A 14,015-nucleotide genomic window follows, 5' to 3' on the forward strand; every position below is an offset into this window, starting at 1 on the left:
GCACCGTGTCGCAACCGGCGCAAAACCGCGCTCGCCAGGGCGCCGTCCGTCTTGGAATGAGCGGCGCAAAGGTTTATGTGGGGTGCATGAACAAGCCAGAACTTCTTTCGGCCGGCGGCCGTCCGGTCCTGCGTAAGCCCGAGTGGCTGAGGGTCAAGGCACCAACCTCGCAGGAGGTGGCGGAGACTCGCCAGCTCATGCGACGGCTGAAGCTCCACACGGTGTGCGAGGAAGCCGCCTGTCCGAACCTGGGCGAGTGCTGGAAGCAGAAGCACGCGACCGTGATGATCCTGGGCGACACCTGCACCCGGGCCTGCGCCTTCTGCAACGTGAAGACCGGCATGCCGCGCCCCGTCGACCCGATGGAGCCCGCTCACGTGGCCGAGGTCGCGGTGGAGATGGGGCTGGAGCACATCGTCATCACCTCGGTCGACCGGGATGACCTGCCCGACGGCGGCGCGAACCAGTTCGTCCGCGTCATCGAGGAGCTTCGCAAGCGCGCGCCGGGCACCACCATCGAGATCCTGACGCCCGATTTCCGCAACAAGATGCAGACGGCGGTCGAGCGGATCGTCGCGGCCCGGCCGGATGTCTACAACCACAATCTGGAAACCGTGCCGAGGCTCTATCCCACCATCCGGCCCGGCGCGCGCTACTACCATAGCTTGCGCCTTCTGGAGACGGTGAAGAAGCTGGACCCCTCCATCTTCACCAAGTCCGGCATCATGGTCGGGCTGGGCGAGGAGCGGCTGGAGGTCCATCAGGTGATGGACGACATGCGCTCGGCCGATATCGACTTCCTCACCATCGGCCAGTATCTCCAGCCGACGCCCAGGCACGCCAAGGTGGAGCAGTTCGTCACGCCGCAGGAATTCAACGCCTATGCCAGCATGGCCAAGGCCAAGGGCTTCCTTCTGGTGTCGTCGAGCCCGCTGACGCGGTCGAGCTACCACGCGGGGGCGGATTTCGCCCGGTTGAAGGCGGCCCGGCTCGAGAAGCTGGCCCAGGAACGGGATGGGGCTGGGCGCGGTAAGGGCGCCTGATGCCTCGCCATGTCGAGAAGCGCGTTCTGCCCTACACCCGCGAGCAGTTGTTTGATCTGGTCGCGGATGTAGGCGCTTACCCGCAGTTTCTGCCCTGGGTGATGGGCTGCCGGGTCCGCTCGAGGACGCCCGAGTTGCTGGTGGCCGATCTCATGGTCGGCTTCAAGGTGTTTCGGGAGACCTTCACGTCGAAGGTGACGCTCGATCGGCCGAACCGCATCCACGTTGATTACGTGAACGGTCCGCTCAAGTACCTGCACAACGACTGGACGTTCACCGAAGCCGGGGAGAAGGCGACGGCCATCGACTTCTTCGTCGACTTCGAGTTCAAGAACCGCCTGTTCGAGAGCATGGCCGGCGCCGTGTTCCATGAGGCGGTCAAGCGCATGGTCACGGCGTTCGAGAAGCGCGCGGCTGCCGTTTACGGCGCGGGCGGGGATTCTTCCGGCATCAACAAGTCGAGCGCCACGCGCACCGCCTGAAGGCGGATCTCGTCCCGGCCGAGCTCGGGGTCGAAGAAACGGGTGTCGGCCACGGCGTTCTCCGGGTCGTCGCCGCGGCGGGCCAGCGCGAACACCACCATGCCCACCGGCTTCATCTCGCTGCCGCCGCCGGGGCCGGCGATGCCGGTCACGCCCACGGCCACGTCGGCGTTGGACTTGAGCAGCGCGCCATGGGCGATGGCCCAGGCCACCGCGACGGACACCGCGCCGAACGTCTCCAGCACGTCGAGGCTGACGCCCAGCGTCTCCATCTTCGCTTCGTTGGAATAGACCACGAAACCCCGGTCCAGCACGTCGGACGAGCCGGGAACGTCGGTCAGGGCCGCGGCCACCAGACCTCCGGTGCAGGATTCCGCCGTTGCGACGCGCAAGCCCCGCGCCCGGCAGGCTTCAATGACGGCCTGGGCCTTGGCGGAGATGTCATCGGGAAACAGCATGTCATGCCTTTCTGTCCGAAAGCGATGCGAGCCAGCTGGCCCTTTGGTCTGTCTTCCGCACGCCGCCCGCAGGCAGTGTCCGAAAGGCGGCTCTCCTAAAGCGGAATGCTTCGCAACGCAACTCGGGTTTGAAAACCCCGCCCATGCCTTGGCTTTGGCCTTAGCCTCGTCTCAACAGATCGGCAGGCGCACCGTCACCACCGCCTGCGCGGCGATGCCCTCCTGTCGGCCGGTGAAACCCAGTCCTTCGGTGGTGGTTGCTTTAACGCTGACGCGAGGCCCTGTCAGCCGCAGAATTTCCGCAACGCGCGCCGCCATCGCCGCCCGGTGCGGGCCCACCTTCGGCCGCTCGCACACCAGCGTCACGTCCACGTGCTCGATGATGCCGCCCTTGGCTTCCACCAGCGCGCGGGCATGGTCGAGGAACTTCCATGAAGGCGCGCCTTTCCATTGCGGGTCAGACGGGGGAAGTGCTGGCCGATGTCGCCTTCGCTGATGGCCCCCAGAATCGCGTCGGTGAGGGCATGGAGCCCCACGTCCGCGTCCGAATGGCCGGCAAGGCTGCGGTCGTGCGGCACCTTGATCCCGCACAGCCACACGTGGTCGCCGGCGGCGAAGCGGTGAACGTCGTAGCCGAAGCCGGAACGGAAGCTGGACATGCTCATCAGTATCTCGCCCGCCCGCTGCCAGTCGCCCGGCAGCGTTACCTTGATGTTGCGCTCATCGCCCTCAACCAGCGCGACCTCGTGGCCTTGCGCCTTGAGGACGCCGGTATCGTCCGTGAAGCTCTCATTGCCTGCGGCATGGGCCGCCCGGTGGGCCGCCAGCAGCGGCTCGAAGCGGAAGCACTGGGGCGTTTGCACCCGCCACAGCCCCTCCCGAGAGACGGCATCGCCCTGGCGCAGCCAGCCGTCCTGGCCGGGTTCCTCGCGGCACAGGGTGTCGACCACCGGCAGGGCGGGGGTTGCCCCCGGCGCGTTCTCCAGCGCCGCCAGCAGCCGGTCGATGAGCCCGTGCGTCACGAACGGCCGGGCGGCGTCGTGGATGAGGATGCGCTGCGCGCCGCCCTCAAGCGCAATGGCCTCCAGCCCGCGCCGCACCGACTCCTGCCGGGTTGCGCCGCCGATGATGGGCGCGCCCACATCAAGGCCGTCCGCGGCCTCGCGGAAGGCGGCCTCGTCGTCGGCGTGGATGACCACGCGCACCGCATCGATGGCAGGATGGGCGCTAAGGCGCTCCAGCGACCAGCGCACCAGCGGCTTGCCGCCGAGCGCGCAGTACTGTTTCGGCTTGTCTGCGCCGCTGCGGGACCCGCGCCCCGCCGCGACGATAAGGGCTATGGTTTGGTACGTCATGCCGCGCCCTTATTACGGTATGCCCGGCTTGGCAAACAACCGTCTCTCGTGTAGATCGAGTGCCTGTTTTTTGTGCAATGGCCGGGTGGTTGTCGTTAAGCGTGCCGTGCCCTGGTCATTTGCTGTGCAAAGCGGACCCCGAGAACCCATGCAGAAGCTCAAGCCCATCAAAGTCGGCCCCGTTGAGATTGCGAGTCCCGTAATCCTTGCGCCCATGACCGGCGTGAGCGACCTGCCGTTCCGCAAGCTGGTGAAGCGCTATGGCGCGGGCCTCACCGTCACCGAGATGGTGGCGTCGGAGGCCATGGTGCGCGCCACCCGCCAGTGCATGCTGAAGGTCGCCTGGGCGCCGGAGGAAGAGCCCGTCTCCATGCAGCTGGTCGGCACTGACCCCGCCATCATGGCCGAGGCGGCGAAGCTCAACGAGGATCAGGGCGCAGCCATCATCGACATCAACATGGGCTGCCCGGTGAAGAAGGTGGTCAACGGCTGGGCGGGCTCGGCGCTGATGCGCGACCTCGACCACGCGACGAAGATCGTGGAAAGCGTGGTGAAGGCGGTGAAGGTGCCCGTCACCCTCAAGATGCGGATGGGCTGGGATCACAACTCCCTTAACGCGCCCGAACTCGCCCGTCGGGCGGAGGACGTGGGCGTGCAGATGATTACCGTCCACGGCCGCACCCGCAACCAGATGTATTCCGGCACGGCGGACTGGGCCTTCATCCGCCGCGTGAAGGAAGCGGTCAAAGTGCCCGTCATCGCCAATGGCGACATCAATGAGTACGACGACTGCACGGCGGCGCTAGAGCAGTCCGGCGCGGACGGCATCATGATCGGGCGCGGCACCTATGGCCGCCCGTGGTTCATCGCCCATGCCATGCATTTCCTGGAGACCGGCATTCGCCTGCCCGAGCCGGATCTTGCCCACCAGTACGCCCTGGTGCGCGAGCACTACAACATGATGATCGAGCATTACGACGAGCGCACCGGCGTCGGTATCGCCCGCAAGCATGTGGGCTGGTACACCAAGGGGCTGCGCGGCGGGGCGACCTTCCGCAACACCTTCAACTTCATCCCGACACCGCAGGAAGCTCTTCAGGCCTTGGACGATTTCTACGCGCCGCTGCTGGAACGTCAGGCCGCATGATCGAGCGCGTTCCGGTCATCGCTGCGGCCCGGCGTCGCCAGCCCAGGACTCCCTCGGCGGCGCTGCTGCTCGATATCGTCAATACCCTGCCGGGGCCGGTGCTGTGCTTTGATGAGAATGGCGTGGTGCGCTTCGCCAACACGGCGGCGGAAGACTTCTTCAACATGTCGGCGCTGATGCTGGAGGAGCGGGGGCTCACCCACGTGCTGCCGGCGGACAGCTCGCTGCTCGCCCTGCTGGAGGAGGCGCGCCAGCAGCAGTCCTCGTTTGCGGGCCACGCGGTGGAGTTGGCCTTCATCGGCGGCGGGCAGGTGGTGGCGGATATCTCCGTGACGCCCCTGGCCGAACAGCCGGGCTGGCTGCTGCTCATGCTCCAGTCCCGCTCCATCACCCAGCTCATCGACCGCCATCTCACCCACCAGGGCGCGGCCCGCTCGGTGGTGGGCGTCGCCGCCATGCTGGCGCACGAGATCAAGAACCCGCTCTCCGGCATTCGCGGCGCGGCGCAATTGCTGGAGGACGGGGCGGATGAGGGCAGCCAGGAGCTGACCCGCCTCATCTGCGCCGAGGTAGACCGCATCCGCGCACTCGTCGACCGGATGGAAGGCTTTACCGACACCCGGCCGATGGAGCGCCAGCCGGAGAACATCCACCAGATCCTCGGCCATGTGCGTCGCATCGCCGAGAACGGCTTTGCGAAAAATCTCACCATCCGCGAGCGCTACGATCCGTCCCTGCCGCCGGTTCTCGCCAACAGGGACCGGCTGGTGCAGGTGTTCCTCAACCTCGTCAAGAACGCGGCGGAAGCAGCGGGCGAGGGCGGGGAAATCCAGCTCACCACCGCGTACCGGCACGGCGTCAAGATGGCGCTGCGCGGCGCCAAGAGCCGCATCTCCCTGCCGCTGGAGATTTGCGTCATCGACAGCGGCCCCGGCGCGCCGCCGGAACTGGCCGACCACATGTTCGAGCCCTTCGTCTCCACCAAGCCCAACGGCTCCGGCCTCGGGCTGGCGCTGGTGGCCAAGGTGATCGGCGATCACGGCGGCGTCATCGAATACGAACGCCAGGCCGAGCCGCCCCGCACCATCTTCCGCATTCTTCTGCCGCTTGCATCGGACGTAGCATGACCGACACCGCCACCATTCTTGTTGCCGACGACGATGAGGCGATCCGCACCGTGCTGCGTCAGGCGCTGGTGCGTGCGGGCCATGAGGTGAAGACCACCGATACCGCCGCTGGGCTCTGGAAGTGGGTGGAGGACGGGCTGGGCGATGTCATCATCACGGACGTGGTGATGCCGGATGAAAGCGGGCTCGACCTGCTGCCCCGCATTGCAGCCCGCCGGCCGGACTTGCCCGTCATCGTCATGAGCGCGCAGAACACGCTGGCAACCGCCGTCAAGGCGACGGAGCGCGGCGCATTCGAGTATCTGCCGAAACCCTTCGATATCAATGAACTGAAGGGCGTCGTTCAGAGCGCGATCGAGCGCATCCGCTCCGGCCGGGCGACCGCCCGGCGCGAGGCCGAGCAGCAGCCGGAAGACGAGCTGCCGATGATCGGCCGCTCTGCGGTGATGCAGGAAGTCTACCGCACCATGGCGCGGGTGATCCCGACCGACCTGACGGTGATGATCCTTGGCGAATCCGGCACCGGCAAGGAGCTGGTCGCCCGCGCCCTGCATGAGCTTGGCAGTCGCCGCAACGGGCCGTTCGTCGCCGTCAACATGGCGGCCATCCCGCGGGAGCTGATCGAATCCGAGCTCTTCGGCCACGAGCGCGGGGCCTTCACCGGGGCCTCCAACCGCTCCATCGGCCGGTTCGAGCAGGCCCAGGGCGGAACCCTGTTCCTGGATGAGATCGGCGACATGCCCATCGACGCCCAGACCCGCCTGCTCCGTGTGCTGCAGGAGGGGGAGTACACCCTCGTTGGCGGCCAGAAGGCCAAGCGGGCGGATGTTCGCATCATCTCCGCCACAAATAAGGACCTGCGAAAGCTCATCGAGGCCGGGCGTTTCCGCGAGGATCTCTACTACCGCCTCAACGTCGTCCCCGTCCGCCTGCCGCCCCTGCGGCTGCGCGCTGACGACATCCCCGAGCTTGCCCGCCACTTCCTCGACATGGCGCACCGCGAGGGCCTGCCGCTCCGCACGCTCGACAAGTCCGCCGTTGATTGGCTGCGCCAGTATTCGTGGCCCGGCAACGTGCGCGAGCTGGAGAACCTCATGCGTCGCCTCGCGGCGCTCGCCCGCGATGACGTGATTACCGCTGGCGCCATCGAGGTGGAGCTGAAGGAAAGCCTTGCCGAACCCGAACAGTTCCAGTCCGTGCCGCAGGCCGGGCAGGGGCTGGCCGAGTCGGTGGAGCAGCATCTGGCCCGCTACTTCGCCACCTTCGGGCAGGACCTGCCGCCCGATGGCCTCTATGACCGCATCATTCAGGAGGTCGAGCGCCCGCTGCTGCTCATGTCGCTGGCCGCCACCCGCGGCAACCAGATCCGCGCCGCCAAGCTGCTCGGCCTCAACCGCAATACCCTCCGCAAGAAGCTGAGCGATCTCGGCATCAACGCGGCGACGCTCAAGCGGGTGAGATAACTCTGGTTGAGGCCGGTTGAGGAAAGACGGGTTTGCAGGAGGAGCCCCGTGCGCGCAGGCGCAAGGGCCACGGCGGCCAGAAGGCCAGGGAGCAGGGCGCTGGCCCGGCCCACGGGTTTCAGAGAGCTCATGCAATCTCCCGCTGTTAGCCGGGCGAACGGTAGCATGCAGTTGCGTTCGCGCAAGCGTGGGTAGAATGGTTGCAATAATCCCTTAATGCGGCCATGGTCGCGGAGGCAGGCTTCCCCGGAAGTCCGCCATTTTCCTGAGGCGCGCAGTTTCGGCTCGTCTTATTCTGCTGCGCGTGTGCAACACTGTATTTGAACTGCCACGCTTTCACGTTAGAGTGCTGCATTGGTTCATCGTCCTTGGCAGAGCATGATCTCTCTCTCCCAGCCAATCCGACGTTGGCGCATCCGGCGCCGCCAGTTCGACCAGTGGGCCGCTGAGGCCAATCTCTGGCCGAAGCTGGAGGTAGGGTTGGCCGCCCTCACGCTCATCATTGGCGTGGGGAGTTACTTCACCCTCTCCAACCAGGCGACGGTGGTGCGGATCAACTCGCCGCATCTGCTGACCTGGATCATCATTGCCAATGCCATTCCGCTCAGCATCGTCGCCTTCCTGGTGGTGCGGCGGCTGACCGTGCTGCTGGCGAACCGGCGGCGGGGGCTGGCGGGCTCTCAGTTGCACATCCGCCTCGTTGGCCTGTTTTCGATGGTCGCCATCATCCCGACCGTGCTGGTCGTCGGCTTTGCCACCTACCTGTTCGATTCCGGCCTCCAGTTCTGGTTCTCCGACAGGGTACGCACCGTGCTCGACAATGCGGACCAGGTGGCGCAGGCCTATGTGCGCGAGAACCGGGACCGTATTCGCGGCGATCTTCTCGCCATGGCTGGCGATCTCAGCCGGCAGGCCCCGGTGCTGGGCCGCGACGTGCAGGCGTTCACGGACGTGGTGCTGTGGCAGGCCTTGGCGCGTGATCTCACCGAGGCCATCGTCTTTCAGGTCGCGCCCGACCGGGCGATGGATGTGGTCAGCCGCATCAGCCTCGACCCCAACGTGACGACCGCCCGTCTGCCGGAAGATGCGGTCAACCGAGCGGCGACCGGCAACGTGGTGGTGATCGAGGGGCGGGGCGAGGACAACAACCGCGTCCAGGCGCTTATCCGGCTGGACGGCTACAAGAACACCTTCCTCTACGTCAGCCGCAAGGCGAGCCCGCAGGTGCTCGATCAGGTAGCGCGCACCCAGTCCGCCCTGTCTGACTACCGCCAGCTGGTGCAGCGCCGCAACGACTTGCAGCTGCGCTTCAACATCATCCTGGTCGTCATCTCGCTGCTCATCCTGCTCATTTCCATGTGGGCGGCGCTGTGGCTGGCCAACCGTCTGGTGGCTCCCATTGGCCGGCTCGTCCGCGCGGCGGATCGGGTGGGCCGGGGCGACCTTACCGTGCGTGTGCCGGTGCGCGGCAGTCCCGATGAGTTCGGCGTGCTCGCCCGCGCCTTCAACCGCATGACCACCCAGCTTGAGGCGCAGACCAGTGCGCTCGTGGCCGCCAATACCCAGCTCGACCAGCGCCGCCGCTTCACCGAGGCGGTGCTCTCCGGCGTGTCGGCGGGCGTGCTCGGCGTGTCGGCGGAGGGGCGGGTGACACTGCCCAACCGCTCCGCGGCAATCCTTCTGGAGACGGAGGAGGCCAGCCTCTCCGGCCGGCCGCTCAGTCAGGTGGCGCCGGAGCTGGCGCCGCTGCTTGACGAGGCGCGCCAGTCGCCCGATCGCAACGCCAGCGGCCAGATCGCGGTGCGTCGCGGTCATGTGCACCGCACGCTGATGGCACAGGTCAGCCCGGAGACGCGCGGCGGCGAACTGGCGGGTTGGGTCATCACCTTCGACGACATCACCCAGCAGCTGGCGGATCAGCGCCGCGCGGCCTGGTCGGATGTGGCCCGGCGCATCGCCCACGAGATCAAGAACCCGCTCACGCCCATCCAGCTGGCGGCGGAGCGGCTGCGGCGCAAGTATTTAAAAGAGATCGAAAGCGATCCGCAGACCTTCTCCAACTGCACGGATACGATCATCCGGCAGGTGGGGGATCTGCGCCGCATGGTGGACGAGTTCTCGTCCTTTGCCCGGATGCCCAAGCCCGTGTTCCAGCCCGAGCCGGCGCTGGACATCATTCGCCAGGCCCTGTTCCTGCAGGAGGTGGCTCATACGGATGTCGCCTTCACGCTGGATGCGCCCGAGAACCTGCCCGTGATGGTGTGCGACCGTCGGCAGATCGGCCAGGCGCTTACCAATCTCATCAAGAATGCGGTGGAGGGCACCCAGGCCCGCCGCGACGAGGCGGGACCGGCATCGGGCTACCAGCCTGCCATTGCCGTCTCGGCGCGGATGGAGGGGTGCCTGCTTGCCATCGCCATTGAGGACAACGGCATCGGCTTCCCGCCGGAGCTGAAGAACCGGCTCACCGAGCCCTATGTCACCACCCGCGCCAAGGGCACGGGGCTGGGGCTCGCGATCGTGAAAAAGATTGTGGAGGACCATGAAGGCGCGCTCGAACTGCGCGATCGTCCTGAAGGGGGGGGCGATCGCATTCCTGCAGTTCGATCTCGCCGCATTGGCGTCGCTCGTTGAGGCGGGCGACGGAGCTGTCAGGAACCAGGGTGAGGATATAACAAGAGTGGGTCATGGCGCTTGATATTCTGATTATCGACGATGAGGCCGATATCCGGGATCTGGTCTCGGGGATTCTGGAAGACGAGGGCTTCGGCACCCGCACGGCGGCGGACAGCGATAGCGCGCTGGCAGCCCTGTCGGAGCGGCGGCCATCGCTGGTCATTCTGGACATCTGGCTCCAGGGCAGCCGGCTCGACGGGCTGGAGCTGCTCAGCCTGATCAAGGACAGGGATGCCAGCCTGCCGGTCATCATGATTTCGGGCCACGGCAACATCGAAACCGCCGTCGCCGCCATCAAGCGCGGGGCCTACGACTTCATCGAGAAGCCGTTCGAGTCCGATCAGTTGCTGTTGCTGGTGAAGCGGGCGACCGAGGCCGAGCGTCTGCGCCGCGAGAACGAGGAGTTGCGCGAGCGCGCCGGTCTCGATCTTGAGCTGACCGGCTCCAGCCCGGCCATCAACAACGTCCGCAACGTGCTGAAGAAGGTTGCGGCTACTGGCAGCCGGGTCCTCATCACCGGCCCGGCCGGCTCGGGCAAGGAGGTGGCAGCCCGCCTGTTGCATCACTGGTCCCCGCGCGCCAATGCGCCGTTCGTCGTCATCGGCGCGGCCAGCATGGAGCCGGAGCGGGTGGAAGTTGAGCTGTTCGGCCTCGAGAAGGACGGCGTGGTCGTCAAGACCGGCCTGTTCGAGCAGGCCCACGGCGGCAGCCTGTTGCTGGACGAGGTGGGAGACATGCCGCTCCACACCCAGGCCAAGGTGCTGCGCGTGCTCACCGACCAGGTGTTTCAGCGAGTGGACGGCACCCGCAACGTGCGGGTGGATGTGCGCGTCATCAGCGCCTCCACGAAAGACCTGCGGCAGGAGATCACCGCCGGCCGCTTCCGCGAGGACCTGTTCTACCGCCTTAACGTGGTGCCCATCCGTATTCCGTCGCTGACCGAGCGGCGCGAGGACATTCCGGCGCTCATCAACCTGTTCCTCAAGCGTTTCTGCCAGCAGCGCGGACGGCGCATTCCGCGTCTCAATGACGACGCGCAGGCTGCGCTGCAGGCCTATGAGTGGCCGGGCAACGTGCGCCAGCTGCGGAACATGATCGAGCGCACCCTGATCCTGGCGGCCAGCGACGATCTCAGCGAGATCGATCTCAGCATGCTGCCGCCTGAAGTGGTCGCGGAACCTGCCCGGCTCTTCCCAAGCGAGGCGGCGCAGTCCATCATGGCGACCACGCTTCGGGAAGCCCGCGAGGCTTTCGAGCGGGAGTATCTGCGCGTACAAATCCGCCGCTTTTCGGGAAATATCTCCCGGACAGCGGCGTTCATCGGCATGGAACGCTCTGCCTTGCATCGCAAGCTTAAGGCTCTGGGCCTGGGCGATGATGACCGGGCGGAGGGAGAAGTGTCGAACGGTTAGCGGAAGGGGTGGGCCAAATAGGGCTGGGCGCGGCCGTAATACAACCATGCCGCAGGCGTTTTAGGTTGTGTTTCTTGGGCCGCGCTGCCATAGTTGACTAAGAAACCTCTAGCATAACAACTATCTAGCGTTTTCACTCGTAATAATACGTAAGGTCCGTTCACGGTTGTTCCTGTGAGGGAGCAGCCGGGCGAACCCAAAAAGGAGCCAAGCGAGGGCTTAATGGCGGAAAAACCAAACAACCTTCAGGACATTTTTCTGAACAATGTTCGTAAGAACAAAACGCCGGTGACGATGTTCTTGGTCAATGGCGTCAAGTTGCAAGGCGTGATTACCTGGTTCGACAACTTCTCGGTTTTGCTGCGGCGCGATGGGCATTCGCAGCTCGTTTATAAACATGCCATCTCAACCGTCATGCCGGCCGCTCCGATCTCCCTGTTCGAGCAGGAAGGTCAGGCTGGCGAGGGAGCGTAACGGTACCTTTGTCCAAACAACGGCGTAACAGTTCGTCTGACAAGACTGGAACGGCTCAGTCCGGAAACGGGCTGGGCCGTGCGCCTTTGCGCGCCCTTGTTCTGCATCCGGAACAGCGCAGTGAAGGGCAGGGTCCCCGCTCGGTCGAGGCCGAGCTGGAAGAGGCCGTTGGTCTTGCCGAGGCCATTTTCCTCGAGGTCGTGGCCGCCGAAAGCGTGCCCATCCGCCGCGCCCGTCCTGCAACCCTGTTCGGGCCGGGGCAGGTGGAGCAGTTGGCGGCTCTCGTGAAGGAGAGGGAGGTCGGCCTCGTCGTCATCAATGGCGCTGTGTCTCCGGTTCAGCAGCGCAACCTCGAGAAATCGTTCGGCTGCAAGGTCATCGATCGCACCGGCCTGGTGCTCGAAATCTTCGGTGAGCGGGCCCACACCCGCGAAGGCGCGCTCCAGGTGGAGCTGGCGCACCTTATGTACCAGCAGAGCCGCCTGGTCCGCACCTGGACCCACCTTGAGCGTCAGCGCGGCGGCTTCGGCTTTCTTGGCGGCCCTGGTGAAACTCAGATTGAGACCGACCGCCGCCTGATCCGCGATCGCATCGCCAAACTGCGCCGCGAGCTGGAGGATGTGCGCCGCACCCGCACCCTGCATCGCCAGCGCCGCCAGAAGGCGCCCTATCCGGTGGTCGCGCTGGTGGGCTACACCAACGCGGGCAAGTCCACGCTGTTCAACCGCATGGCGGGCGCGTCCGTCATGGCGGAGAACCTGCTGTTCGCCACCCTTGATCCCACCATGCGGGCGATCAAGGTGGGGCGGGAGGACAAGGTGATCCTCTCCGACACGGTGGGCTTCATCTCCAACCTGCCGACCCAGCTCGTCGCAGCCTTCCGGGCCACGCTGGAAGAAGTGGTGGAGGCGGATATCGTGCTGCACGTGCGCGACATCTCCCACCCGGACACCGAGGCCCAGAAGCAGGATGTAATGTCCGTTCTCGATGAGATGGGCGTGCTGGAGGATGGCGGGCCGGTCATCGTGGAAATCCTCAACAAGGTCGACCAGTTGCCGCCCGAGGCCCGTGCTTCGGTCGAAGGGCTGGCGGCGCGGGACGACAATGTTCTGGCCGTCAGCGCCTTGACCGGAGAAGGGGTGGACACTCTGCTCGCCCGTCTTGGCGACTACCTCTATGCCCACGCCCGGCTTTACGACATGGACCTCGATGTTAGCGACGGCCGCCGCCTCGCATGGCTCTACAACAATGGCGATGTGCTGGAGCGCCGGGACGAGGGCGAGACGGTCCACGTCCGCGTGCGCCTCACGCCCCAGCAGTACGGGCGCTATCAAGAGCTTGCGGGGTAGTTTACGCAGGGGTCTCGGACCCCTGCGTCCTTTCATTTTAGGGACGCACCTAGGCTTTTTAAACGAGCGGTAGTGCAGAGGGGCTGCGCCCCCTGAAAAGCGCAACAAAAGCAAAATACTAAGACTGCTTTTTCACCTTTTGCCACAGCACTTCCATGGCATCCAGATCCAGCTTGGAGAAGCCTTCGCCGGCCGTGTGCTCCATGGCGCGGAAGCGGCTTTCGAACTTGTGGGTTGCCCGGCGCAGGGCGCCTTCCGCATCAATATCCAGCTTGCGGGCGAGGTTGACGACGGCGAACAGCAGGTCGCCCACTTCATCCTCAACCCGGTCGGCGTTGCCCGTAGAGACGGCCTCGCGCACTTCCTCCAGTTCTTCCTCGATCTTGGGCACCACATCCTCGGCGGCGCGCCAGTCGAAGCCCACGCGCGCGGCGCGAGCCTGGATTTTCTGGGCGCGGAGCAGGGCGGGTAGGGCGGTTGCCACCCCATCGAGGGCGCTGTGCGGCTCCGGCCCCTTAGCGGCCTTGCCGGCCCGCTCGCGCGCTTTCAACTCTTCCCAGGCCCGGGTCTGCTCCTCGGCGGTCTTGACGGTAGCGTCACCGAACACATGAGGATGACGGCGGATCATCTTGGCATTGATAGCTTCGGCCACGCTTCCTATATCAAAGGAGCCTTCTTCCTCCGCCATTCGGGCGTGATAAACCACCTGAAGAAGCAAATCGCCCAATTCCTCGCGCAGGGCAGACCGGTCTCCAAGGCGAATGGCCTCGGCGACTTCGTAGGCCTCTTCGAGGGTGTAAGGCGCGATGGTCTCGAAGGTCTGTTCCAGATCCCAGGGACATCCGCTTTCAGGGTCGCGCAGGGTGGCCATTATCTCGACCAGGCGGGCGAAGGTTTCTGCGGCTTTGGCTCGTTGTTCCGGCAGCGGTGAAGCGTTCAAACCTTCGGACATGCAGTTCATCCCATGTTCAGGGTATATAGGCGAAAAAGGCTTTAATGCACCAAGGCGTGCGTCAGCAAGGAGACAGC

General features: G+C 65.5%; 10 protein-coding genes and 2 pseudogenes. 9 read left to right on the forward strand and 3 right to left on the reverse strand.

Annotation, left to right across the window (positions count from 1 at the left end):
• Positions 1 to 86 precede the first annotated feature (86 nt).
• Together lipA and L0C21_RS08215 are read left to right on the forward strand one after the other, a co-directional pair.
• Entirely contained in the window at positions 87 to 1,043 is a 957-nt protein-coding gene (gene lipA, locus L0C21_RS08210) for a lipoyl synthase (protein WP_259278847.1), read from the forward strand.
• Positions 1,043 to 1,525, forward strand: a complete 483-nt coding sequence (locus tag L0C21_RS08215; RefSeq protein ID WP_259277893.1) for a type II toxin-antitoxin system RatA family toxin — start codon at positions 1,043 to 1,045, stop codon at positions 1,523 to 1,525. Before lipA ends, L0C21_RS08215 begins: the two co-directional genes overlap by 1 nt.
• Here L0C21_RS08215 and L0C21_RS08220 read toward each other — a convergent pair.
• Both L0C21_RS08220 and L0C21_RS08225 read right to left on the reverse strand, forming a co-directional pair.
• A complete protein-coding gene (locus L0C21_RS08220; protein WP_259277894.1) occupies positions 1,465 to 1,983 on the reverse strand; it encodes a CinA family protein in 519 nt (172 codons plus the stop codon). The two genes, L0C21_RS08215 and L0C21_RS08220, sit on opposite strands and share 61 nt — an antisense overlap.
• Before the next feature lie 171 nt (positions 1,984 to 2,154).
• Positions 2,155 to 3,338 (reverse strand): annotated as a pseudogene (locus L0C21_RS08225) (bifunctional 2-C-methyl-D-erythritol 4-phosphate cytidylyltransferase/2-C-methyl-D-erythritol 2,4-cyclodiphosphate synthase).
• 148 nt (positions 3,339 to 3,486) lie between these two features.
• Between L0C21_RS08225 and dusB the strand changes: the two are divergent.
• The 7 genes and pseudogenes from dusB to hflX all read left to right on the forward strand — a co-directional run bounded on the left by dusB (position 3,487) and on the right by hflX (position 12,986).
• Positions 3,487 to 4,485 (forward strand): tRNA dihydrouridine synthase DusB, encoded by a 999-nt coding sequence (gene dusB, locus L0C21_RS08230; protein ID WP_259277895.1) that lies wholly within the window; start codon positions 3,487 to 3,489, stop codon positions 4,483 to 4,485.
• Complete coding sequence (locus L0C21_RS08235; RefSeq protein ID WP_259277896.1) at positions 4,482 to 5,612, forward strand: two-component system sensor histidine kinase NtrB; 1,131 nt, start codon at positions 4,482 to 4,484, stop codon at positions 5,610 to 5,612. The genes dusB and L0C21_RS08235 overlap by 4 nt, the downstream gene beginning before the upstream one ends.
• Complete coding sequence (gene ntrC / locus L0C21_RS08240; RefSeq protein WP_259277897.1) at positions 5,609 to 7,075, forward strand: nitrogen regulation protein NR(I); 1,467 nt, start codon at positions 5,609 to 5,611, stop codon at positions 7,073 to 7,075. The genes L0C21_RS08235 and ntrC overlap by 4 nt, the downstream gene beginning before the upstream one ends.
• Positions 7,076 to 7,429: 354 nt before the next feature.
• Positions 7,430 to 9,709, forward strand: coding sequence for a sensor histidine kinase NtrY-like (locus L0C21_RS08245; protein ID WP_259277898.1), 2,280 nt, complete (start codon positions 7,430 to 7,432; stop codon positions 9,707 to 9,709).
• A 53-nt stretch (positions 9,710 to 9,762) separates the two neighbouring features.
• Positions 9,763 to 11,163, forward strand: coding sequence for a nitrogen assimilation response regulator NtrX (gene ntrX / locus L0C21_RS08250; protein ID WP_259277899.1), 1,401 nt, complete (start codon positions 9,763 to 9,765; stop codon positions 11,161 to 11,163).
• Between the two features lie 222 nt (positions 11,164 to 11,385).
• Positions 11,386 to 11,607 (forward strand): annotated as a pseudogene (gene hfq, locus L0C21_RS08255) (RNA chaperone Hfq); the annotation flags it as partial.
• A gap of 116 nt (positions 11,608 to 11,723) precedes the next feature.
• Positions 11,724 to 12,986: a GTPase HflX gene (hflX, locus tag L0C21_RS08260; protein ID WP_259277900.1), complete on the forward strand. Its 1,263-nt coding sequence runs from the start codon at positions 11,724 to 11,726 to the stop codon at positions 12,984 to 12,986.
• 118 nt (positions 12,987 to 13,104) lie between these two features.
• Here hflX and mazG read toward each other — a convergent pair whose 3' ends face one another.
• Positions 13,105 to 13,938: a nucleoside triphosphate pyrophosphohydrolase gene (gene mazG / locus L0C21_RS08265; protein WP_259277901.1), complete on the reverse strand. Its 834-nt coding sequence runs from the start codon at positions 13,936 to 13,938 to the stop codon at positions 13,105 to 13,107.
• Positions 13,939 to 14,015 lie beyond the last annotated feature (77 nt).

This window comes from Pedomonas mirosovicensis, assembly GCF_022569295.1.
Classification (GTDB): domain Bacteria; phylum Pseudomonadota; class Alphaproteobacteria; order Sphingomonadales; family Sphingomonadaceae; genus Pedomonas; species Pedomonas mirosovicensis.

What these genes read in the sequence shown, in the direction of transcription:
- lipA (WP_259278847.1), top strand. Translation starts at nt 87, where the DNA reads ATGAACAAGCCAGAACTTCTTTCGGCCGGCGGCCGTCCGGTCCTGCGT.
- L0C21_RS08215 (WP_259277893.1), top strand. Translation starts at nt 1,043, where the DNA reads ATGCCTCGCCATGTCGAGAAGCGCGTTCTGCCCTACACCCGCGAGCAG.
- L0C21_RS08220 (WP_259277894.1), bottom strand. Translation starts at nt 1,983, where the DNA reads ATGCTGTTTCCCGATGACATCTCCGCCAAGGCCCAGGCCGTCATTGAA.
- dusB (WP_259277895.1), top strand. Translation starts at nt 3,487, where the DNA reads ATGCAGAAGCTCAAGCCCATCAAAGTCGGCCCCGTTGAGATTGCGAGT.
- L0C21_RS08235 (WP_259277896.1), top strand. Translation starts at nt 4,482, where the DNA reads ATGATCGAGCGCGTTCCGGTCATCGCTGCGGCCCGGCGTCGCCAGCCC.
- ntrC (WP_259277897.1), top strand. Translation starts at nt 5,609, where the DNA reads ATGACCGACACCGCCACCATTCTTGTTGCCGACGACGATGAGGCGATC.
- ntrX (WP_259277899.1), top strand. Translation starts at nt 9,763, where the DNA reads ATGGCGCTTGATATTCTGATTATCGACGATGAGGCCGATATCCGGGAT.
- mazG (WP_259277901.1), bottom strand. Translation starts at nt 13,938, where the DNA reads ATGTCCGAAGGTTTGAACGCTTCACCGCTGCCGGAACAACGAGCCAAA.